Source organism: Neobacillus sp. S1227, assembly GCF_055385255.1.
This window is the reverse complement of the sequence record NZ_AP038276.1, coordinates 638,722-660,004: the sequence shown is the minus strand read 5'-3', so window position 1 is coordinate 660,004 and position 21,283 is coordinate 638,722. Positions and strand designations below refer to the sequence as shown.

The window sequence follows — 21,283 nt, the reverse complement described above, 5'->3', positions numbered from 1 at the left end:
AATGGAATTTGCGATATTATTTATTACCATAATTTTCATAAGTGTGTTTCAAATTTTTATTCCATTTATCGCAAAACGGACAGTTGTTTTTGGGGTTTCAATCCCTTATGAGCAAATAAAGAATCCTAAAGTGATGAAGTACAAGAAGATTTATACCATTATTACATCAATTATGGCACTCATTGTTTTGGGGGGATTTTTCTTTTGGAATCAGGGACAGAACGTGAATGAGACGCAACTGGCTCTGGCAGGTATAATGATCCCATTTATTTTGCTGCTTGTTGGTTTAGCATTATATTTATATTTTCACTTTACAATATCAAAGTTAAAAAAGTCCCAAAATTGGTACCGGGAAGTGAAACAGGTTTATTATGCTGACCTGGCTATTCGTTCAAAGGATGAGATGCTTGCCCCCTTTGCTCATCTCATGCCCATCATCATTTCAGCAGGTTTGGTCATTTTAACAGTGAATGTATATGACCATTTGCCCAGCCAAATTCCAACACATTGGGGACCTAATGGTCAAGCAGATGTGTATAGTAATAAAAGCTGGATGACTGTGCTTGGCCTGCCCATCATTTTAATCATTATGCAACTAATGTTCTTTGCCATAAACCTTTTTACAAAGAAATCAGGCATTAAAATAAATCCCGGTAATGCTACGTCATCAAAATTACGTCAGCTTCGTCTTCGTAAATACACAAGCTGGTTCTTATTTGTTGTTAATATATTAATCTCTCTGCTTTTTGCCATTTTACAGCTAAATCTTATTTATGAAAACGTAGTTAATGAAACCTTTATGATGATTTTACCTTTAGGTTTCATGGTCATCACCCTGGCAGGGACAATTTGGTTAGCAGTGAAAGTTGGCAGCGTGGACTCAGACTTTGATGGCAAGCCAATCATTGAAAATACTAATAAAGTTGATGGAATAGATGAAGATAAATATTGGAAAGGCGGGCTATTCTATTACAACCGCAACGATCCTTCTGTATTTGTAGAGAAACGGTTTGGCATTGGCTATACATTAAATTTTGCTAATCCGATCGGATATTTAATTATCATTCTTCCAATTGTTTTGATTAGCATTCTTCCGTTCCTTTTCAATAAATAAAACTCCCACCCCATTTTGTGGAATAAAAAAAGAAATTATTAAGGAGGCAAAGAAATTGATCTCACAAATAAACTGGCTTTTGGTCGCTCCAATCATTGTCATTCAGGTTATCTTAATGATTATTGCGTTGGTCGATCTCTTTAAAACCGAGAAGATAAATGGACCAAAATGGCTGTGGGTACTTATTATTCTTTTTATCAATATTCTTGGTCCCATTTTGTATTTTATCATAGGAAAAAAGCATGCATAAACTATGCTCCTAAAAAGGTGTGAGAAAGATGAAGCTGATGGAAGTAAGTTCATTAACTAAGTCATTTGGCAAGCATGTGGCCGTTAACAATTTGTCTTTTTCAATCGAGGAAGGACACTGTGTAGCACTGCTCGGCCCAAATGGCGCAGGAAAGACGACAACGATGGAAATGCTCGCAAGCCTGCAAAAACCAACAAACGGATCGGTCTCGTTTTTAGGCGTTGAAAAAGGGGATTACCGGGAATCTATCGGCTACCTGCCCCAGCATCCGGTCTTTTTCTCTTGGATGAATGCCATGGAGTACCTCGTGTTTATGGGTGAACTTTCCGGACTGTCTAAGGCCAAGGCCTCGACGCGTGCTGATGAGTTACTTGAACTGTTGGGAATTGCCGATGCTAGAAAGCGCAAAATCGGCGGGTACTCAGGGGGGATGAAGCAGCGTCTTGGAATCGCACAGGCACTGATTCATGAACCAAAATTGCTAATGCTGGATGAACCGGTTTCAGCACTTGACCCGGTCGGACGCAGGGAAATGCTTGAATTGATGAAAATGCTGAAAGAAACAACGACGATTCTATTTTCGACTCATATCCTTCATGATGCTGAGGAGGTTTGTGATGATATCATTATGATCCATAAAGGTGAGCTAGCCATCACAGGCTCTCTTTCAGAACTGCGCCGAAGGCATCAGGAAGATGTCATTATCATTTCAGCGGATGGAAATCTGGATGAATGGCCCCGAAGCATCGAGAATTGGAATGTGGTCTCTAAAGTGATCGTAAATAATGCTACTATTAAAATTTATGTAAAAAATGCCGAAGTCGCAAGAAACCAGCTTTTAGTTGAAATAGCCGAAAGGCAGCTGCCAATCACGAGCTTCACAGTGGGGCAAACCAGCCTTGAGGATCTGTTCATGAAGGTGGTGGGAAAATGAACAAGTGGTTCGTTCTTTTTCGGAAAGAATGGCTGGAGATGAGCCGCAATTATAAAGTGATCTGGATTCCACTCGTTTTTGTGTTGTTTGGACTCCTGCAGCCGGTAACAAGTTACTATATGCCGGAAATCTTGAAAAATGCAAGTAACCTGCCGAAAGGGGCCGTCATTAAAATCCCGCTGCCTTCTAGCGGAGAGGTCCTCGCACAAACTTTAGGACAGTTTAACCAGATGGGGATTCTCGTTCTTGTTCTTGCCTTTATGGGCATAGTTTCCTCTGAACAGAGAAGCGGGATGATGAAAGCGATCCTGGTAAAACCTGTCGGCTATTCGTCGTATATCACCGCTAAATGGATGAGTGCGGTACTGCTTAGCGGCGGAGCAATCTTCCTTGGCATGCTGGCTTCATGGTATTATACAATACTATTAATTGGTGACTTCCCATTTATGAATATAGTTAAGGGGATCGGTCTCTATTTCATATGGATACTGTTTTTAATAACATTCACTGTTTGTCTTAGCAGCTTTTTGAAAAGCAGCGGGCTTGTGGCAGCATTTACACTGTTATTGAGTATTCTTTTGACACTTTTAACATCGCTTCTCAAGAAATGGATGGAATGGAGCCCAGCCCAGCTGACAAATGCCGCCACTTCCCTATTTACAGAAGGGAAGATAGAGGGCCCATTCTTACTCCCGCTTCTGATGACCGTCATTCTTACCGCCCTTTTCTTATATCTCGCAGCCACCCGTAAATCAAGTGTATAACGGCTCGGATAACCTTTTCAAAAAATAAACGGCTGCTCTAGGAAATGAAAGATTAAAAAATTAGGTTGTCCTCACATTTAGGGCAACCTTTCGCATCTCATTTACTTATGATCCGGTTCACCGTAATGTATCTAAATTAGGATTTATTTTAGAAATTAATAAAGACTTATTTACAGACAATCACTTCACGAGTAAATGACCCTTTTTTAACAATTGCGCGGTCAATCATAGAAAACCCCGCATTAATGAGGACTTCATCGATAAATTCAACCGTCACTACTACGACTTTCTTAGCAATCCTGCGTGCACATTGGAGGATTTCGAACTGCTCATCAGGCGATATGACAGAACACAAATTGTAGGGTAAATCGATAATCGCTACATCATATTGATTGGTGACATGTCGGATATCTGCCAATTTCACTTCTCCAGAAAGCCCAAAATGTGCGATATTCTCTCTAGCTCCATTAAGAATTAGAGGATTTCTATCGCTCCCAACTATATCAATTCCCATCGATAACGCCTCTACTAGTACGGTCCCAATCCCACAGCAAGGGTCAATGGCCTTTATCCCGCTTGGGTCTGGAATGGCAATATTGACAATCGCTCTTGCCACACGTGTGTTAAGCGCGGTGGAATAACTATGCGGTTTCTGTTGATGCCGAAACCAAACAGACTCACTTTCCATATATTCGCCGAAAACCCATCTTCCGTTTATATTCATAACACCAAATAATCGCTTCGGATGATGAAGATCAGCCTCACCTTGAATATATAATCCGATTTCCTTCTCAATTGCCCGTCGGTATTCAATGCCTTTCTCTTGATTTTTGGCCTGCCCGCCAGTTTTTACATAATACACTTTAAATGTTTCCCCAGTTACTTGTAGGGCTGCTACTTGTTCGATGAGATGTTGAAGACTGTGCCCCCCATAAATGACAGCAAGTCTTTCCTTAATAAACGGACTCCGACTTGGGTCAATTTTCACGTGGGATTCTAAGATGTTTGCTTGTGACTCCTTCCCAAATAATGAGCGCATTTCCAAAGCACACAATGGACGTTCATCCTCATAACAGGCGTAAGTATATATAAAGGTCGTTAGTTCTTCGTGTCTACGATCCACTCGTTCCCATCCTTCAATCTATCCAATAATAAAAGGCAATAAGTATGCTTTTATTTAACAGTACTATCGCCTTTCTTAATAAAGTTTTACCTAAAAAACACTTTGTCTATATTGTACTTCGACTTGAGTTCATTAATGATATACGTTTCGTATATTTCTCTATTTACAGGGTCTTCAATCACACAAACTTCAATCTTAGTGACTTCATCTCTATGCATTTTGATTGGAGATACCGTATCCTCAAAATGCTTTTTAATTCTTGGTCTCAACTTCCTTGCTTTACCAACGAATAATAGTTCTTGTTTATTGTTATAGAACATAAAAATACCGCCCTTATCTCTAGCGATAAGATGAAAATCAATAAACCCATATATATTACTCAATTCAGGATTATTCTGTTTGGTAATGGTCACACTTGGCTTTGGAATAGTTATGTTGATCACTATATGCACTTCCTCTTTTTATATCTCTTAAGATGTTATCATAACCGGAATTAAATTACCTCATTTACTATGGTACGGTTCACCTCACCTAAATAAGTGGCGGTTTTTGGAAAAAACAAGAAGACACCCATAATGGGTGCCATTTAAATTTTAACTCTCTTAAAAAACTTGATGTAAATTGTTTGCTGTTTATTTGTGTAAGGAAACTATTAATGAGGCGTTTGTTCCTTAAATATAATGACAGGGTTTCATCTGTGCGTTCCCATGGGAAAATTCCAGTGGTATAGATTCTTTTTATTTCAGCATTTTCCCAATTCTTTCGTATTCTTTTCTAATTATTAAAACCTTTTATTACTTATACGAATAAAACCCTTGTCCCGTCTTCTTACCCAGTTTGCCAGCCTCGACCATCCGTCTCAGCAGAGGGCAAGGTCGATATTTGGAATCATTAAAACCCTCATATAGGCTCTCTAATGTAAATAGAAGGACATCTAATCCGACATTATCGGCTAATTTAAGTGGACCAATGGGATGATTTGCTCCTAATTCCAATCCTCGATCTACTTGTTCTGGATCATTCCCTTCCATGACCAAATAAGCTGCTTCATTCAGCATCGGAACTAGCACACGGTTTACAGTAAACCCAGGAAAATCCTTGGCGATAATAGTGGTTTTACCCATTTTTTCTCCAAAAACCTTTACTTTTTGCAAAGTTTCTTCTGAAGTACTTAGTGAATAAACCAATTCAAGCAACTTCATGACAGGAACGGGACTGAAAAAATGCAGTCCAACCACTTTATCTGGACGTTCGGTTACCCCACCTATGGCTGCAATGGACAATGAAGATGTGTTGCTGGCTAGAATGGCTTCTTTATTAATCACTTGGTCCAACTCCCGGAAAACAGCCTGCTTAAGGGCTAACTTTTCTGGTACTGCTTCAATAACTAAATTCGCCTCTTTTCCAGCCTCAAGTTTAGTCGAACTTTGAATCTTATCCCAAACATTAGCTGCTTCCTCTTCTTTCCATGTTCCTTTTTTAATAAGGGATGATACTGTTTTTTTCATCCTGTCCATACCTAGTTGCAAATCTGATTCCGATCTTTCCACCACAGTTACATTAAAACCTGCTTTTGCTGAAACAAGGGCAATGCCACTACCCATCAAACCTGAACCTATCACAAGTATTTTTTCCATTGTTATATCCCTTTCTAATCTCGTTCCATAATTATGGTTGTACCCTGTCCACTACCCACAAAGATCGTAGACTTCTCTAAAATTCACCAATTGCACTTCTTGCGGCTGCAACAATATAGACCTCTCTCATGTTTTAAACTCCTCGAATTTCATATTGTCATCGTTCATAATACTTTTATGGTAATTACTTTAGAAAGTGGTAAACATTTCAACGGTGGAGCATTATTTTTGTATTTCTATTTATATTGTTAAAAAACATGCCAAGGGTAAGATTGAAAAATCCCTTGACATGTTTTTTAAATACCAAACTTGTGGATAACAAATTTAATTGTTATCGCGCAAGTTCAGCTCGAAGCAGTTTTGTGGCTTCATAATCTACTTCAAGCCCTTCCGGGTCATTGAGTGGATCGCCAATAATTACGACCCCGTAATCTTTTTTTGCTCCTTCAATGGTCACGTATTCGTCGCGAACGTCGTTTTTGACCTTTTCAGGATCTCGTTCCAATGGATTGCCCCATCCACCGCCAGAATTTACAATATAACGGAAAAGTGAACTGGACTTTGTATGCCAAACCGGATTTTTTGCGAAGTAAAAATATTCACCATTCATGTCCAATGTTTTTGTGTCCTGATCTAATAAACCGGCAATCGGTGTTGAGTTGCGGTAGGCCCCTTGGTTCAAATCATAGAGCTGCTCTGGTTTGCTGATATTCAACTGGTCAGGACCCCACATCCATACGGCACCGGAACTACCATCCTTTCCACCATTTACACCAAACCCGCTTGGCCGTTTGAAATGCAATGGCATGGAGTAATGCTCTGCTTCAGTCAGCCAATAGGTGTCTTTCAAAACACTGGCTCCGCCCCGATGTTGCCCCGCTCCTGCGGTATCCGCAACATATTCTTTTCTCAAAACGATAGCCGGTATCTCCATTTCAATAGACTCAATTGCAGGATCCAGACTGTTACACAATGGAACGACACTATAACTGTCACCATCTCCAGCTTTTGTTGCGCCCCAAGCGCCATGTTCACCGCCGCATTGGGCCGACGTTACCCATGGTGTCCCATCGGGCCAACGCCCGTTGGCATTGTGGATATTAAGAGAAAACACATCGCCCGATACAGCGTTTTCCCCCAGTACATCCTTCAACGCACGGTAAATTGAATGAAGTATTAAAGCTGAAGCCTCAAAATACATCATGATGGCTCCATCGGGTGGCATAGCGCTAACGATAGTAGCGTCAGGCAAGACAAGGTCGATATTGCGCATTCCCCCGGAAGTGAAGCGGGAATTAGAATCGAGCAAAAATTGGAGAGCTACGGCGACTGCACATTTCGCATCCAAATACCCACAATTGATGGAAGTGCGAGCTTGACGCGAGGAACCACTCAAATCCACTTCCATTCTGCCGCCTTTAACCGTTATTTTAGTCCTTACACGAAATTCTTCAGAATCATCCATTCCATCACAATCGATATAATCTTCCCCTTCATAAACGCCATCCGCAATGTTTTCGATTGCTCTTTGCATGGATTCAGCAGAAATATCGACGGCGTATTGAATAGCGCCTAAATAGGCTTCCAAACCGTAGCGGTCGATGGTTTCGATAATCAACTTTTCTCCTAACTTTAAATTCTCGTAAATTGACATCATATCCGGTTTCATCGTGCTGCCGAACCGGGCATTATCAAAAATTAAATTCCACGATTGTTTACAAGGTTTATCTTTGTGATATAACAATTGAGGGCTTATAACCAACCCATTTTCATAAACGTTTTTCTTTGTTCCACTGAAACCGGCAGGAACCACTCCACCCATATCCAACATATGGGCCTGTAAGTTGACAAAACTCACTAACTGGTTCTTTCCATTCACCTTATAAAAAATAGGGCGGATAAAACATAGATCATTGACATGTGTCCCGATCCGGTACGGATCATTAGCAATCAATACATCCCCTGGTTCCAAATTATCTCGACCGTATTCTTCCACCGTGTTTCGGATGGCTTCAGGCATTGTTCCACTAAACAAAATTAAGCTGTTACTGCACGCCGGCATTGGGTAGTCCTGCTCAGGTGACCCCGAGATGGTTGCGGCAAAATCAAACCAATCGCGCAGAATCACCGAAAAAGCCGTTGTTAGTAATCCGGAACACATATGTTCAACGATATAGCGCAGTTTGGTGGAAATAACCATTGCTGTGAAGCGGTCACAACCATATCTTTCTTCAAATTGGGCATCTGAAAGATCACGTATTAATATACTTCTTTGCATCAAACTCTCAGCCATCTTGATTCCTCCCTAGAAATTCAGATTTCACGACGGATTATTGCAATCATTCAAATTACAAATTTGTAACCTTTGTAATGGTAATTTCACCGTATTTCCCTACTTCCGCTTTCTGATCGCTCTGAACAAATATTGTAGACATTGACTCGCGGATAATAGCGGGACCATGGACGACATCTCCATATAATAATTCATTCCTCGAATATATATTCGCTGTGATTGGCTCATCGGTTATATAATGTAGCTCTACTTGACTTTCAGGGATTAATGGGCTAGATGTCCTTGACGGTAACACCGGGTAACTCACCTTTTCTGTTGGAATGACAATCTGTAGTCTGAATGTTGCCCCGACCACTGGTAAACTTTCAAAGCGGTTGCCCCAAGCTTGTTCGTAAGCATCATGAAAATTGGAAATCATCGTATGAATGGTATCACTTGTAATTTCGCCATCTGGGATATTTACAAAAGGTGTTTCCCATGTTTGCCCGGTCAGGTGGCCGTCAAAGGTACGGACGATTCTGATCTTACTCAAATCGTGTGAGACTTTTGAAACTAATTTTTCTTCCATTGTCTTATATAGGTTGTTAATTTTTTCGGCTGCCTCTTCATTAAGGGGTAAATAAACGGAACAATTGTCACTGAAGACAAGATCCGAGCTCAATAAGCCAAGCGCCGAAAATAAACCGTGATAGGGAGGAACCACAACGCTCTTGGCGCCGACCTGGTTCAACACAGCAGGCAATAACATCGGGCCGGCGGCACCGTATGCAATCAGACTATAATCACGTGGATCGATGGCGTGTTTAATGGAGATATTCACAATCCCTTCGCTGATTTCGCTTAAGCCTAAGTTGTAGGCGTACTTGATGCGTTTGTCCAAATCAAGATTCGTTTCCAACGATTCAAATGCCCTTTGTGCCAAATCATGATCTAGGTGAATCCGTCCTCCTAACGGAGAATCGGCGCTAAGGATTCCAATCATTAGGCAAGCGTCAGACATGGTCGGCTTAGTTCCCCCTCTCCCATAACAGGCAGGACCCGGGAGGCTTCCGGCGCTTTCAGGACCGACCTTTAGCTCACCTGTAGAGGGGTCAATTTTAATAATACTCCCACCGCCTGCCCCAATACTGTGAATCTCATTCGTCAAAGTATTCACAATTAAGTCATGTTCCAGCTGAAAATCCGTTGTTACCGTCGGTTTTCCGTTTTTAACGATACTAATATCGGTAGATGTTCCTCCAATATCTGCGCAGATAATATTATCTTGTCCAATCAAACTGCCAAAATAGGCGCTTGAAACCGTTCCCCCGGCTGGACCGGAAAAGACAATTTTATGTGGTCGCTCCAATGCAAAATCGGAAGGGGATAGATTCGCTGCGCAGTCGGCAAAATTAATTTCTCCCTTAAAACCCTTATCCCGCAATCCACTGATAAGATCTTGCGAGTACTTGCCATAAACAATTTTCATCATAACGTCAATGACGGTTGTTGATGAACGGGCAAACTCCTTTGCAAGAGGCGATGTTTCAGATGAAATGGAACATGGAATATCCCCTAATACCTCCTTAACTAGCTTCAATAAACGCTTCTCATGTTGAGGATTGACGTAGCTGTTAATTAAACAGATCGCTACACCTTCAACGTTGGATTTTTTCAAGACTTCAAGTTGTTCACGGGCTTGTTCCTCATCTAAAGGGATAAAGACTTCGCCGTTGCTTTTAATACGTTCACGAATTCCACGCCGTAAATAACGAGGAACCAACGGTCTGGAAGCATCCCCAAATGACCTTCTCCAATGAGGATCCGTCTGAGCTTCAAGTGGCCGCATAGCGCGCCCACCATCCAAAATATCCCGATGCCCCAGAGTGGTTAAAAAGGCAACTTTAGGTAGATTGCGTGTCAAAACAGCATTTAGTCCAGTTGTGGCAGAATGGTTAAATACTTCCATATCCTTCAACCCCACCAATTCTGACCCCTCAATTACAGGCAGTTCCCTTTTTTCAGGGTTTGTAGGAACCTTTACTGCCGTTATTTTGCCGTCTTTTACAGCGATTACATCAGTGAAAGTTCCCCCAACATCGATTCCAATCATTCCACTCATACTTCCAGCTCCTCCCATTCTTTCATTCTTAAATTTCAAGGTTTATGCAACATTCCCATTTAGCAGGATGTAAGATTCAAAGTGATTCTGTCAATGTCCTTATCGAACCAAATAAAGCCCACTTTTCCCTTTTGATTGAGCACAGGCAGGTCTGGCACTTTTCCACTTTCCACCAGCCACCCTCACTTAAAACAGGATAGGCTTTAATATCTGTCCCATTACATTCCGGGCAATTCCCCTTTACCGGCTTTTTTTCAACATACAAATATGGTTCTGTTGGTCTTAATACAGGTTGCATTTGTTTTCACCTCGTAAAGTTTATAGTTTTAATAAGCGAGTTGAATCTTTGTGAATTTTAAAATCACGTATTTTTCTCTAAAAATACCTTTATTCAATTAATAGTAAGCGTTTTCCTTCAATTTAAATATAAAATAGATGACACAATTTATTTAACTTTCTCTCTAAGAGGGAGAGTTACAACAACTGATCCAGGACCTACACTAATACTTTTGGAGTTCTCAGACCATATTTCAAGTTCTACTAGAGAATCTTCCTTTTCTCTCCATTTCTTCTTAACGGTACCTTTTGTCACCACCGTTTCTCCTACGGTGTTAAATACTTTCATACGGAAGCCTTTTAGACTCTTTATCGTACCGGCCAGACCAATATAATTACGAATCGTTTTCTCCCACATCCCTTGAAGAAATATGACATTTGCGTACATGTCAGGAGCACCGGTCTGCCGAGCGTGCTCCGAATTGTGGTGAATGGAATTGAAATCCCGATTGGCACCTGCGGCCATAACAAGTCTGGCAATGGTTAGTGGAAATTCCTCCGATGAAATATCATCTCCTACTGCAACATCTTCCCAATACCGTTGATCGATTTTTTCCATAATTTTTCCTTCCATTTATGAGTAATTTAACTAATTAGTCCACCGGAAAGTAGTGATACGTACTTATACGAACAACCGCTACTAACTCTTCTTTTTCGTTTTGAACTTTTGTTTCCCAAACCATAAATGCTCCGCGGCCTACCTTGGTTTCTTTTGGGGTACAAGAGAGCAGCACATCACCTGTTCGACAAAGCCGGTCGCCCACCAAAATCGGTTTGATATAATCCACTTCAATATCTGTAGCGAAATAACAGGGGGTTTTCGGTGCAAGATCTGTTTCAACTTGCAACAATGGGCTCTCCACTGCCGGAGCATTTCGATCTGCCTTATTGAAAACATGCATGCCTGGTTTCCAATAGGGTTGCATCAACCATGTTAAGAGGCTGCTATAAGGAGCAATGACATCGGAATAACCGAAATCCTTCGCAACGGATTGATCGTAATGCAGTGCGCAATTAAACTCAAGAGGTTCTAAGAAACGGCGGATTGCGCCGAGTTCAACAGCGTCTGCCCCCCATTGATACTGCCCTTCACTGAAATTCGTCCCTATTGCTTCTATCATCGGCTGCCAAGCCTTTTTCCAATCTGACATACTTCTTTAATCCTTTCTCTATTGAATCAATTTGTGATGTGGGAAAAATTATTGATTCCTTTTCATTCACTCTAGGTAAGTTGGGTTTGGCTCACCATTTTGCGCAATAGATTTTTATTATATTTACCATTTGCATTTTTAGGTATTTCGTCTACGAACATGATTTGATCTGGCAACCACCACTTTGGAAACTTTGGAGTAAGCCACTTGATTAATTCTTCTTTTATAATTGTTTTATTTTGCTCGTTTTTCAGTAAAACGAAGGCCAATGGCCGCTCTAGCCACTTTTCGTGAGGAACCGCGACGACGCAAGCTTCTAAAACAGATGGATGGGCCATTAATTCATTCTCGAGCTGAACAGAAGATATCCATTCTCCTCCGCTTTTAATCACATCTTTGTTTCGGTCCACAATCCGTATCGATCCTTGTTTATTAATTGTGGCAATATCCCCGCTTCTCCACCATCCATCAACAAACGCGGACAAAGACCTTTCGTCATTATAATACTCACTGGTAATCCAAGGCCCGCGTACTAGAAGTTCCCCCATATGTTCATCATCCCATGGGAGTTCTTCGCCCGATTCGTTCACAATTTTGATTTCCAATCCAGGTATTAACATCCCCTGTCTGGAACGAATTTCGTTCTTCTCCTGGTCACTTAGTTCATTTTCGTCACGTCTAATCCGTGTAAATGTAACCATTGGAGACGTTTCCGTAGCACCATAGCCTTGAACAATTTGTACTCCATATTTATAGAAAAACTTTTCAATTACAGCTTTAGGTACAGCCTGTCCTCCGAGTTGAATGCTGCGTAAACTAGACAAATTATAAGGTTCCTTCTCTAGGATATTCAACATTTCAACACCCAGGGTTACCGCACCTGCCGCATAAGTTATTTTCTCTGATTCTATTAGTCTCAATAAATCATTAGCTTTGGGTCGTTCACCCGGCAGCACCAGTTTAGCTCCCGTAGCAATAGCAGCATAAGGTAAACCCCAAGCATTCACGTGGAACATTGGGACAATAGGTAAAATATGATCATGCTCTGATATTCCCATCACATCAGTTTGGCATAATGCTGACGCATGGAGGTAAATACTCCTTTGGGTGTATGCAACTCCTTTTGGAAGTCCTGTAGTCGCCGATGTGTAGCAAATGGTAGCAGGAGTATTCTCATCCAACTCTTCAAAACAGAATTTAGAATCTGTTTGGGTAAGTAGTTCTTCATAGCAGTACAGCGGTGAGAGAGTCGTTTTTGGTATAGCATCACCCAAAATTACATAAGCTTCTACTTTTGGCAATTTGTGGGCTATAGCTTCTATTGTTGGAAGTAAATCCTTGTCAAAAAATAAAACCTTATCTTCAGCATGGTTAATGGAATGAACAATTTCCTGCTCACCGTAGCGAATGTTGACTGTATGCAATACAGCCCCATAGCATGGAATCCCAAAATATAATTCAAGATGCCTATGATTATTCCATGCAAAGGACGCTATTTTTTCCCCTTTTTGTATACCCAAAGACTTTAAAGTATTGGCTAATCGCCGGACACGGTCATAAAATTGGGCATAATTGTATCGAAATAAGGAACCATCTGCTTCCCTTGATACAATTTCATTGTCGGAAAAATATCGAGCAGACCTTTCTAATAATGTCTTTAAATTCAGTTGATATGAATTCATGTTACCTCCTTTTCCCGTTTAGCCTCTCTATCCCTTTTAACGAAAAATACGATGCTATAAGTTTTTTAAAACATATATACTTGTTAAATAACGTGTATCCGCTTGCAATCTCTTTTGGTAAATCCATATTCACCCCTTTTTAATTTTTCTCTATTTCAACTCTTAAGAAAATTCTAATATAATAGATAATAAAGATAAAGTTAACGTTTCCTACATATTTGTAAGCTAAAATTACATAAAGATGCTTCAAAAAAAATAAATTCCTTCCACATTGAACAATAATCAAAGTTAATAACCTACGTTAATTAATTTATATAAACTTATTTAACATTGAAATTAATAATAGATAATAAATGAGAGAGGTAAATAAAATGAATATTGAGCAACTTGAATATGTTATTGAGGTAGCCAAAAAAGGAACGATTTCTAAAGCTGCTGAGAGCTTACATGTATCACATTCTGCTATAAGTCAGGCAATTTCAAACCTCGAAACAGAACTTGGAATACCTATTTTTAAACGCTCCCGCTCTGGAAGCATTTGCACAGAGGCAGGGCAAACAGTACTAAAATTGTCCTATGAAATTATAAATAAAATAATGGAGCTAAAGGAATTAGGAAAACAAACACACCAGATAAAAGGCAGTTTATCTATAGCTGCTTCTCCTATTTTTTTCTCTACGTTTCTTCCTGAAGCTTTGAACACTTTTAAAATGGATTATCCTCATGTACAAGTTGAAATTAATGAAAATGAAACTGAAGCTATAATAGAGAGCGTGAAAAATTATCAAATTGATCTTGGCTTAATTTTTGGATCAGACGAAACACTTAGAAACGTATCTCAACATTTGAAATCACGCTCAATTTATCAACCTAAATATAGGGTTACTGTTAGTAAAAAGTCGCCTTTAGCTAACAACGATGTAATCTCTCCCGAAGAAATGCTTAAGTACCCTCTAATTATTCGAAATGAAAAATTCGCCCATGCAGTATGGAAAGATATATTTTCAAAATACGGGCAGGGTGAGATATTATTTTATTCAAACAATGATGATGTAATGAAAAATGTAATTGCGAAAAACTTAGCGGTCGGTTACTTTACAGATTTAATGGAACAAGATCCAGTGGTATTGAGTGGAGACATTTGCCTAATTCCTTATGGGGACGATATAAACTTGCCAAAACTTCATTTGATTTGCATACAAGGAAAAAATAAATACTCTTCTGTTATAGAAAGGGAGTTCGTTAAATACACAACAATGCAATTGAATCCATATAGATCGAAAACATTGGAGTGATAGGGGAAAATACAATAGAAGTATTAGGGGGATTGTCTTTTGAAAATTAGGATTTAATATAATAACTATTTAGTTTCCTGTAATACGATAGGACTTCATCCTATCAAATAATAAAAGGCAATAGGTATGCTTTTATTTAACAGTACCTATCGCCTCTCTTGATAAAGTTTTATCTAAAAAACACCTTGTCCATATTGTACTTCGATTTGAGTTCATTAATGATATACGTTTCATATATTTCTCTATGGACAGGGTCTTCAATCACACAAACCTCAATTTTAGTGACTTCATCTCTATGCATTTTAATTGGGGATACCGTATCTTCAAAATGCTTTTTAATTCTTGGTCTCAACTTCCTAGCTTTACCAACGAATAGTAGTTCTTGTTTATTGTTATAGAACATAAAAATACCGCCCTTATCTCTAGGGATAAGATGAAAATCAGTAAACCCATAAATATTACTTAACTCAGGATTATTCTGTTTGGTAATGGTCACGCTTGGTTCTGGAATAGTTATGTTGATCACTACATTCACTTCCTCTTTTTATATCTCTTAAGATGTTATCATAACCGGAATTAATTTACCTTATTTACTTATGGTACGGTTCCCTTGGATTTCAAAAACCTGTCCATCCACTTCTCTTTAAATAAGAATTGTTGTCCTTAATTAAGTAACCAGCGAAAGTAAAATAAGCGGAGTTTTTTCCGTTAAATGCAGAATGGAGCTCGTTTCGGGGTAAATAAGGGAAGTTTTTCCGGTTATGCAAAGCAAAACCCTTCATTTTCACGTTTTTCTAGTCAATAGACGAAATTTTTACGTCTATTTAAGCTATTTTTAATATTATTTACTAATTAAGCGAAATTTTTACGTCTATTTATCTAATCGGGTACTTAACATGATCCCCCAAACGATATGAGCGGATCCTCTTGATCCCAGATGCAGGAATCAACATTTTTTTATCGACTAGTTGGGTAAGTACTTTTTTTACCGTCTTATCACACAGCTTCAAATACTCCTCGACTTCTTTTGGGGATACGTCTTCTCCTTTTCGAATCGCTAGCCGAAGCACTTCCTTTTCGACTAAGGACAGAGAAGTCTGGTCCAGTTCATCACCCAGCCATTGGCCTATCACTTGCTGAACAATCTGTTGACATTGGCGTGGCTTTTCTTTAACTTGATCATAAGAAAATCGGATCACGGTCCATCCGTCAATCACTAACTGGTTTTGACGCTCAAGGTTGTCGGAAAATTGCCATCTGCTTATGTTCTTTAAGTGAGGGCCATACCCGTCGACCTCAAAGCAAATCCGGATGGCGGGACGAATATAAGCAAAATCCAAATACCGTTTGCCATCCTTGAAATCATTGACTTCATATTCTGGGTGAAGATACTTGAAATGGTAAAATAAAGGCCACCATACTTGCTTCAAAAACAACATTTCAGCCTGGTTGTGGCCATCTTGTAACCGCCTCAACCGTTCACCGGTTCTTACCTGTAAGTGAGCATTCAAAAAGGCCTGATATTCTTCTTCAAATCCCATAGAATCCCCTCCTCTAATCCAATGGTCAAATCTTTTATTTATTTGAACTTCGGACTGATTTTTATAATTAATGATTGTTAATGTGAGTGAAAAAAAGAGGTTTAATGTGTCTTCAATTATTAAAGAAAGTATACTGCAAATAAAGACTTGCGGAGTAGCTAATATAAAAAGAATATTTAGAGAAGAATTTGAGGATAGAACTATTTTCAGTTTAATAGAACTCCTATATTTGTCAATCTGTTTTTTTATATTTCGACAATACCATTCTTATCTTTTCTACTTCCGTTAAGAAAACTTATTATGTCCTAACTGGAAGTCCATTTTCAGTTGGGACAGCTTTTTCCCGTTTTCTTATTATGCTAACGCCCCCATAGTCAAAGAGGAAATTTATAGGAATATATGGTTCCGAGTTTCTAAGTTTTAGGTAAACCCCAAGTAATGGATTTGACTGAGATTTGCTATCATTATTTTGAAGCATACTATACTAAGCACTGTGACTAAATTAACGTTAAAGATGAAAAAGGGTTGGTGTATGATGAAAAAGCAGCTTCCACCTGGCCAATTTGAAACAGAAAAATGGCCAATACTGCACGCAGGGGATGTTCCCGAGTTTAATGAAATCACATGGAATTTCAGACTTTTTGGTGAGGTGAAGGAAGAAAGGTTCTTATCCTATAAGGAAATCATGGAGCTTCCAAAGACCATATCAAATGTTAACATGCATTGTGTGACCACCTGGTCTAAGTTTGATACCACTTTTGAAGGAATTGCACTTAGAGAGTTTTTGAAATTTGTTGAACTTAATGAAGGTGTAAAATACATTAAAATTTACGGTTACTACAATGGGGACAGATTTGGTTATTCTGCCAATCTGCCGCTAGAGCCTTTATTAGGGGACGATTCTTTGTTTGTATACCGTTGGAAGGATAAAAATCATGATTGGCAAGATATTGATTCAAAACATGGTTATCCACTAAGGTTTATTCCACCAGAAGTATTTTATTTATGGAAAGGTTCAAAGTGGGTTTCAGGGATTGAGTTTATGAAAGTAGACGAGGCTGGTTTTTGGGAAGAGCTTGGCTATTCGATGACAGCAAACCCATTTAAAGAAGAGCGGTACCGTTAACACAGATTCGTCTTGGAGGGTAAGAATACATTGTTGGTAAGGCACGATCGCTTTTTTTATTTGCTAACGATGCAGTCTAGTTGAATAAATTAATTCTTCGAGAAATGTTGATTAAGGAGGATTTGAAAATGAAATTTACTATACGTATTTTCTTTAGCGAGAACTTTAATAATTCAATATTTGAAAGTGAGCTAAAAAAATCCTTAGAGCAAATTAGTGTATCTGTTACAAGTATTAATTTTAATCAATCTGAAGAAAATTACGTACATAATAAAAGGAATATTATTGAGATAAATGTTGAAATTAAAGGGGATTTTATCGATTACAGAACCGTTTTCGGTTGTGTATTTTTAGTATTAGATGAACTTTCTTTAAAATTATCTGGATTAGATATAAATGAATAATAGACTTCCCTAAGTGCTTTTATATATCTAAATTTCCCCTAAGGAGGAAATTATGAAAGAATTTATTATTTCCTATATAGACGTTAATGAAATGGGTGTCCATAAAAAGGAGATCCTTGTTGTGGGCGAAGACTTTCAATCATGCTATGAAGAGAATATTCAAATATATCCAAACATGGTAGGTATTGTTCAGCAATTTAATGAAGAACACGAAACCATAAATTTCCTCCACGCTAACAATATTCAAATAGAAAAAGTTACTGACGAACTCTTCGAGGAAGATGAGAAAAAAAGAGAAGTTTATGATGGATGATATCTATCCACATTTCAGACTGAAGTGTTGACCATTTTGTCAAAGCTGGGGTCCTTATTTCCACATGCGAAGATATATGGTTCTTGCCGACTAAAGCTAATATTCTACGCTAAAATAATTTTTGGAAAGAAAAGCCCTGAATTTTCTACTCTAAGCAGAAAATTCAGGGCTTTATTTTTAATGTTAAGTTAACTTCTACCTTTTCAGTTATAGTTATTAGATATCTGTTTACCTTAGCAAAAATACAATAAATCAAAAGCTTTCACAACGGTTTGCTTCTGTACCTTCTCGAACTGTATGGAAACAGTTTTCTTCTGAAGTCCTACCACTCGCCACTGTACGTAATCCGTTAGCTTCAAAAGGGCATTTGCCATATCGCTTAACCAGAATGAGCGGCTTCGAATACTGGGGAGAATTCGGGCATACATATATAGCGGAAATGCATTATGACTTGGGGGGATGAGATAAAATGAATAGCGATGACGTTTCTAAAGAAAGAGAGAATCAAGGCAACAAAAAAAATGAACAACTTGAGGAATTTCGTGTTCAGAATACAGGAAAACCCCTTACGACGAGTGCGGGATTAAAGGTATCTAACAATAGCGGGATGTTGAAGGCGGGACCTCGAGGCCCTGCACTGTTGCAGGACTTTCTGTTTTTTGATAAGCTGATGCATTTTGACCGAGAACGTACTCCAGAACGTGTCGCCCATGCTCGAGGGTTCGGTGTTCACGGGAAATTCCAGGTTTATCAGTCGATGAAGCCTTATACCAAGGCGGGATTCTTGCAGAATCCAAGTGCAAGTACGCCCGTATTCGTCCGCTTTTCAACAAATCATGGCGGTCGCGGGTCCATGGATACCTCGCGCGATTTGCGAGGCTTCGCAGTGAAATTTTATACTGACGAGGGCAATTTCGACCTATTATCATTAAATTTACCCGTGTTCTTCGTAAATGATGCGCAGAAATTCGTCGATTCACATCATGCTGCCAATCCGGATCCACGCACAGATATGCCGACAGCTTCAGCAGCACAAGACAACTTTTGGGACTTTGTAGCAAATAACCAGGAGTCGGCGCATTTTATCATGTGGCTTATGTCGGATCGGACGCTGCCAAGAAGTTGGAGGATGATGGAGGGTTATGCGATTAATACATACCGGTTCATCAATGACCAAGGAACCTCTACATTTGTACGTTTTCAATGGAAGCCAGTCCTCGGCATACATTCGCTTCTCCAAGAAGAATCCCTCATCATCGGCGGGTTGGATCCCGATTTTCACCGGCGAGATATCTATGAGGCGATTCAACGCGGGATATATCCCGAGTACGAATTTGGGGTGCAAATGATTGAAGAAGAAAAAGAACACGCTTACGAATTTGATGTTCTCGATCCGACGAAGCTCTGGCCAGAAGAAGTCGTTCCTGTTCATTACATCGGAAAGCTGACACTGAACCGTAATGTCGACAACTTTTTTGCGGAAACCGAGCAATCCGTTTTTGATCCGACCAACGTGGTTCCGGGCATCGGTTTTTCAAACGATCCTATATTACAAGGCCGACTTATCGCTTATCGCGATACTCAGATGTATCGATTGGGTGGTCCGAACATCAATGAAATACCTATCAATCGACCGCTTTGTCCTTTTCACAACTACCAACGAGAAGGGGCTCATCGCCAACGCATCGATATTGACCAGGTTAACTACTATCAAAACTCTCTAGCGGCCAATACACCTAGTCCAACACCTGCCGAGGAGGGCGGGTATGAATTCTATCCCGAAAAGATAAAAGGCTTAGCCACCAATGCCATAAGCGACACGTTTAATGACTATTTTTCCCAAGCACGTCTGTTCTGGAATAGTTTGTCTGACGTTGAAAAGAACCATATAGTACAGTCATTCATTTTTCAACTCACAAAAGTGAAGAGCGAATCTGTTCGTCAACAAGTCGTCGACATGTTCGGACAAGTGGACCATACATTGGCTTCCACCATTGCTTCGAACATCAGCGTACGACCACCATCAACCAAGCAAGTTTCCGTTTCTGCGTCCTCTCCCGCTCTAAGTCAAGCCAATACACCGCATCTCCCCTATACCATGAGGGTTGGCGTTCTGATTGGCAACGGGTTTCTCGATCAAGAGGTCATCTCAGTGGTGGACACGCTCGTCGAACATGGAGTCTTCGTGGAGTTTGTCAGCGATCGATTGGGTACGGTTACAGGAGCACAAGGGACGACCATCACGTTGGACCAAACTTTCTCCGCGACGAACCATGTTCTTTATGATTCTCTATATGTTGTAGGTGGACGCGCGCAAAATCAAGCTGCCTATGACTGGTATGTGAAAGACTTTATCCACGGGACATACAAGTATTACAAACCGATTGGCGTGGCGACCACAGGAGAAGCGTACATGCAGCCCCCGAAAAACGGAGAGCTTGAGGGTGTCGTCTTTGCTTCGGGCACTAACAACTTCGGGGAAGCGTTTGTCAAAGCAATTGCGATGCAACGATTTTGGAACAGGAAGTAAAAGGGGCTGTCTTATAGGACAGCTTGCTTACTTGCAAAATATGAAAGAGGGTATTGGTAACCAAATATTTTGATGAGCTAGATTTCCTGCTGTATCATACTGAATCAAATCGCCTCAATTTTTCTGTTTTATGTATAAAAGCTTGAGTTCAGCGTTTTGCTATCGCGTGCCAGCGGGCAGTCTAACTGCCCCTTTTTATTCATGCAATTTAGTTTTAAAAAACCAGTTGTGAAAAACTTGAGTTAAGTAATCAGTTATCCAAATTGTTATAAAACTCCAATACCAAGTCCATTTTTTATATTTAATTAATTTTGTATATTTCACTGCAATTATTTCAAAGATGACTATTACAGAAGTACTAATAAAGCAATGCAGGATTTTTAAAAGGTTAGAGTTATTTTTTGGATAGAATAAACTAAATAAAGCGCACAGTCCAGGATATATAAAGTATTCAAATGAAAAAGTAGCTTTATATGCTTTTTTGAAAAATAAACGATATGGATAGGAAATTAAATTTTTTTCTACTACTAGTAATCCAAAAATCCATGTTAGTGCTTGTTTGAATAAAAATACAACGAGTGATTCTCGAATTTTATTTTTCGGTGTAAATTTTATTAATAACAATGACACAATTATCCAGGATGAAATTTCAATAGTTTTCTCTGCTTTGTATTTCATTTAATATCCTC

The 21,283-nt window shown here is 39.5% G+C and carries 21 protein-coding genes; 9 read left to right on the top strand and 12 right to left on the bottom strand.

All coding sequences use genetic code 11. The annotated features are described in order from the left end of the window. Position 1: 1 nt before the first annotated feature. The 4 genes from ACZ5AE_RS03265 to ACZ5AE_RS03250 are packed head-to-tail and all read left to right on the top strand — an operon-like array spanning position 2 to position 3,062. Complete coding sequence (locus tag ACZ5AE_RS03265; protein WP_464569433.1) at positions 2–1,114, top strand: DUF1648 domain-containing protein; 1,113 nt, start codon at positions 2–4, stop codon at positions 1,112–1,114. Positions 1,115–1,172: 58 nt separating this feature from the next. Next, positions 1,173–1,364: a PLDc N-terminal domain-containing protein gene (locus ACZ5AE_RS03260; protein ID WP_464573528.1), complete on the top strand. Its 192-nt coding sequence runs from the start codon at positions 1,173–1,175 to the stop codon at positions 1,362–1,364. A 28-nt stretch (positions 1,365–1,392) separates the two neighbouring features. Next, positions 1,393–2,298, top strand: a complete 906-nt coding sequence (locus ACZ5AE_RS03255; RefSeq protein ID WP_464569431.1) for an ABC transporter ATP-binding protein — start codon at positions 1,393–1,395, stop codon at positions 2,296–2,298. Further along, the gene (locus tag ACZ5AE_RS03250) at positions 2,295–3,062 is read left to right on the top strand and encodes an ABC transporter permease (protein ID WP_464569429.1); all 768 of its coding nucleotides are present in this window, start codon (positions 2,295–2,297) and stop codon (positions 3,060–3,062) included. The genes ACZ5AE_RS03255 and ACZ5AE_RS03250 overlap by 4 nt, the downstream gene beginning before the upstream one ends. Positions 3,063–3,228: 166 nt before the next feature. Here the strand turns inward: ACZ5AE_RS03250 and ACZ5AE_RS03245 are convergent, their stop codons facing one another. The 9 genes from ACZ5AE_RS03245 to ACZ5AE_RS03205 form a co-directional block, all read right to left on the bottom strand. Beyond that, positions 3,229–4,185 (bottom strand): TRM11 family SAM-dependent methyltransferase, encoded by a 957-nt coding sequence (locus ACZ5AE_RS03245; protein WP_464569427.1) that lies wholly within the window; start codon positions 4,183–4,185, stop codon positions 3,229–3,231. An 86-nt stretch (positions 4,186–4,271) separates the two neighbouring features. Next, the gene (locus ACZ5AE_RS03240; RefSeq protein ID WP_464569425.1) at positions 4,272–4,628 is read right to left on the bottom strand and encodes a nucleotide excision repair endonuclease; all 357 of its coding nucleotides are present in this window, start codon (positions 4,626–4,628) and stop codon (positions 4,272–4,274) included. 351 nt (positions 4,629–4,979) lie between these two features. Continuing rightward, complete coding sequence (locus tag ACZ5AE_RS03235; protein WP_464569423.1) at positions 4,980–5,822, bottom strand: 3-hydroxyacyl-CoA dehydrogenase family protein; 843 nt, start codon at positions 5,820–5,822, stop codon at positions 4,980–4,982. A 331-nt stretch (positions 5,823–6,153) separates the two neighbouring features. After that, positions 6,154–8,115: a hydantoinase B/oxoprolinase family protein gene (locus tag ACZ5AE_RS03230; protein WP_464569421.1), complete on the bottom strand. Its 1,962-nt coding sequence runs from the start codon at positions 8,113–8,115 to the stop codon at positions 6,154–6,156. Between the two features lie 55 nt (positions 8,116–8,170). Beyond that, entirely contained in the window at positions 8,171–10,216 is a 2,046-nt protein-coding gene (locus ACZ5AE_RS03225) for a hydantoinase/oxoprolinase family protein (protein WP_464569419.1), read from the bottom strand. Between the two features lie 76 nt (positions 10,217–10,292). Further along, complete coding sequence (locus tag ACZ5AE_RS03220) at positions 10,293–10,514, bottom strand: hypothetical protein (protein ID WP_464569417.1); 222 nt, start codon at positions 10,512–10,514, stop codon at positions 10,293–10,295. A 147-nt stretch (positions 10,515–10,661) separates the two neighbouring features. Beyond that, positions 10,662–11,111: a hotdog family protein gene (locus tag ACZ5AE_RS03215; protein ID WP_464569414.1), complete on the bottom strand. Its 450-nt coding sequence runs from the start codon at positions 11,109–11,111 to the stop codon at positions 10,662–10,664. Positions 11,112–11,145: 34 nt separating this feature from the next. After that, positions 11,146–11,703, bottom strand: coding sequence for an FAS1-like dehydratase domain-containing protein (locus ACZ5AE_RS03210; RefSeq protein WP_464569412.1), 558 nt, complete (start codon positions 11,701–11,703; stop codon positions 11,146–11,148). Positions 11,704–11,774: 71 nt separating this feature from the next. Next, positions 11,775–13,385, bottom strand: a complete 1,611-nt coding sequence (locus tag ACZ5AE_RS03205) for a long-chain fatty acid--CoA ligase (RefSeq protein WP_464569409.1) — start codon at positions 13,383–13,385, stop codon at positions 11,775–11,777. 371 nt (positions 13,386–13,756) lie between these two features. Here ACZ5AE_RS03205 and ACZ5AE_RS03200 point away from each other — a divergent pair, with 371 nt between their 5' ends. Further along, positions 13,757–14,680 carry a LysR family transcriptional regulator gene (locus ACZ5AE_RS03200; protein ID WP_464569405.1) on the top strand — a complete coding sequence of 308 codons (924 nt, stop codon included), beginning with the start codon at positions 13,757–13,759 and terminating at the stop codon, positions 14,678–14,680. 169 nt (positions 14,681–14,849) lie between these two features. On the opposite strand, the gene ACZ5AE_RS03195 is transcribed toward ACZ5AE_RS03200, so the two are convergent. Then, a complete protein-coding gene (locus ACZ5AE_RS03195) occupies positions 14,850–15,206 on the bottom strand; it encodes a nucleotide excision repair endonuclease (RefSeq protein WP_464569402.1) in 357 nt (118 codons plus the stop codon). 349 nt (positions 15,207–15,555) lie between these two features. Beyond that, entirely contained in the window at positions 15,556–16,221 is a 666-nt protein-coding gene (locus tag ACZ5AE_RS03190) for a DNA-binding response regulator (RefSeq protein ID WP_464569398.1), read from the bottom strand. Between the two features lie 535 nt (positions 16,222–16,756). Between ACZ5AE_RS03190 and ACZ5AE_RS03185 the strand changes: the two genes are divergently transcribed. The 4 genes from ACZ5AE_RS03185 to ACZ5AE_RS03170 all read left to right on the top strand — a co-directional run bounded on the left by ACZ5AE_RS03185 (position 16,757) and on the right by ACZ5AE_RS03170 (position 20,594). Continuing rightward, positions 16,757–17,347 carry a molybdopterin-dependent oxidoreductase gene (locus ACZ5AE_RS03185; RefSeq protein WP_464573527.1) on the top strand — a complete coding sequence of 197 codons (591 nt, stop codon included), beginning with the start codon at positions 16,757–16,759 and terminating at the stop codon, positions 17,345–17,347. A 128-nt stretch (positions 17,348–17,475) separates the two neighbouring features. Continuing rightward, positions 17,476–17,751, top strand: coding sequence for a hypothetical protein (locus ACZ5AE_RS03180; protein ID WP_464569394.1), 276 nt, complete (start codon positions 17,476–17,478; stop codon positions 17,749–17,751). 52 nt (positions 17,752–17,803) lie between these two features. Next, positions 17,804–18,064: a hypothetical protein gene (locus tag ACZ5AE_RS03175; protein ID WP_464569390.1), complete on the top strand. Its 261-nt coding sequence runs from the start codon at positions 17,804–17,806 to the stop codon at positions 18,062–18,064. Positions 18,065–18,533: 469 nt separating this feature from the next. Further along, positions 18,534–20,594: a catalase gene (locus ACZ5AE_RS03170; RefSeq protein ID WP_464569388.1), complete on the top strand. Its 2,061-nt coding sequence runs from the start codon at positions 18,534–18,536 to the stop codon at positions 20,592–20,594. Between the two features lie 195 nt (positions 20,595–20,789). Here ACZ5AE_RS03170 and ACZ5AE_RS03165 read toward each other — a convergent pair whose 3' ends face one another. Beyond that, complete coding sequence (locus tag ACZ5AE_RS03165; RefSeq protein ID WP_464569385.1) at positions 20,790–21,272, bottom strand: CBO0543 family protein; 483 nt, start codon at positions 21,270–21,272, stop codon at positions 20,790–20,792. Positions 21,273–21,283: the final 11 nt, after the last annotated feature.

Bases quoted from the DNA above. Each gene is read 5' to 3' on its own strand.
- ACZ5AE_RS03265 (WP_464569433.1), top strand. From the start codon at position 2: ATGGAATTTGCGATATTATTTATTACCATAATTTTCATAAGTGTGTTT.
- ACZ5AE_RS03255 (WP_464569431.1), top strand. From the start codon at position 1,393: ATGAAGCTGATGGAAGTAAGTTCATTAACTAAGTCATTTGGCAAGCAT.
- ACZ5AE_RS03250 (WP_464569429.1), top strand. From the start codon at position 2,295: ATGAACAAGTGGTTCGTTCTTTTTCGGAAAGAATGGCTGGAGATGAGC.
- ACZ5AE_RS03235 (WP_464569423.1), bottom strand. From the start codon at position 5,822: ATGGAAAAAATACTTGTGATAGGTTCAGGTTTGATGGGTAGTGGCATT.
- ACZ5AE_RS03230 (WP_464569421.1), bottom strand. From the start codon at position 8,115: ATGGCTGAGAGTTTGATGCAAAGAAGTATATTAATACGTGATCTTTCA.
- ACZ5AE_RS03225 (WP_464569419.1), bottom strand. From the start codon at position 10,216: ATGAGTGGAATGATTGGAATCGATGTTGGGGGAACTTTCACTGATGTA.
- ACZ5AE_RS03220 (WP_464569417.1), bottom strand. From the start codon at position 10,514: ATGCAACCTGTATTAAGACCAACAGAACCATATTTGTATGTTGAAAAA.
- ACZ5AE_RS03215 (WP_464569414.1), bottom strand. From the start codon at position 11,111: ATGGAAAAAATCGATCAACGGTATTGGGAAGATGTTGCAGTAGGAGAT.
- ACZ5AE_RS03210 (WP_464569412.1), bottom strand. From the start codon at position 11,703: ATGTCAGATTGGAAAAAGGCTTGGCAGCCGATGATAGAAGCAATAGGG.
- ACZ5AE_RS03205 (WP_464569409.1), bottom strand. From the start codon at position 13,385: ATGAATTCATATCAACTGAATTTAAAGACATTATTAGAAAGGTCTGCT.
- ACZ5AE_RS03200 (WP_464569405.1), top strand. From the start codon at position 13,757: ATGAATATTGAGCAACTTGAATATGTTATTGAGGTAGCCAAAAAAGGA.
- ACZ5AE_RS03190 (WP_464569398.1), bottom strand. From the start codon at position 16,221: ATGGGATTTGAAGAAGAATATCAGGCCTTTTTGAATGCTCACTTACAG.
- ACZ5AE_RS03185 (WP_464573527.1), top strand. From the start codon at position 16,757: ATGAAAAAGCAGCTTCCACCTGGCCAATTTGAAACAGAAAAATGGCCA.
- ACZ5AE_RS03180 (WP_464569394.1), top strand. From the start codon at position 17,476: ATGAAATTTACTATACGTATTTTCTTTAGCGAGAACTTTAATAATTCA.
- ACZ5AE_RS03175 (WP_464569390.1), top strand. From the start codon at position 17,804: ATGAAAGAATTTATTATTTCCTATATAGACGTTAATGAAATGGGTGTC.
- ACZ5AE_RS03170 (WP_464569388.1), top strand. From the start codon at position 18,534: ATGAATAGCGATGACGTTTCTAAAGAAAGAGAGAATCAAGGCAACAAA.
- ACZ5AE_RS03165 (WP_464569385.1), bottom strand. From the start codon at position 21,272: ATGAAATACAAAGCAGAGAAAACTATTGAAATTTCATCCTGGATAATT.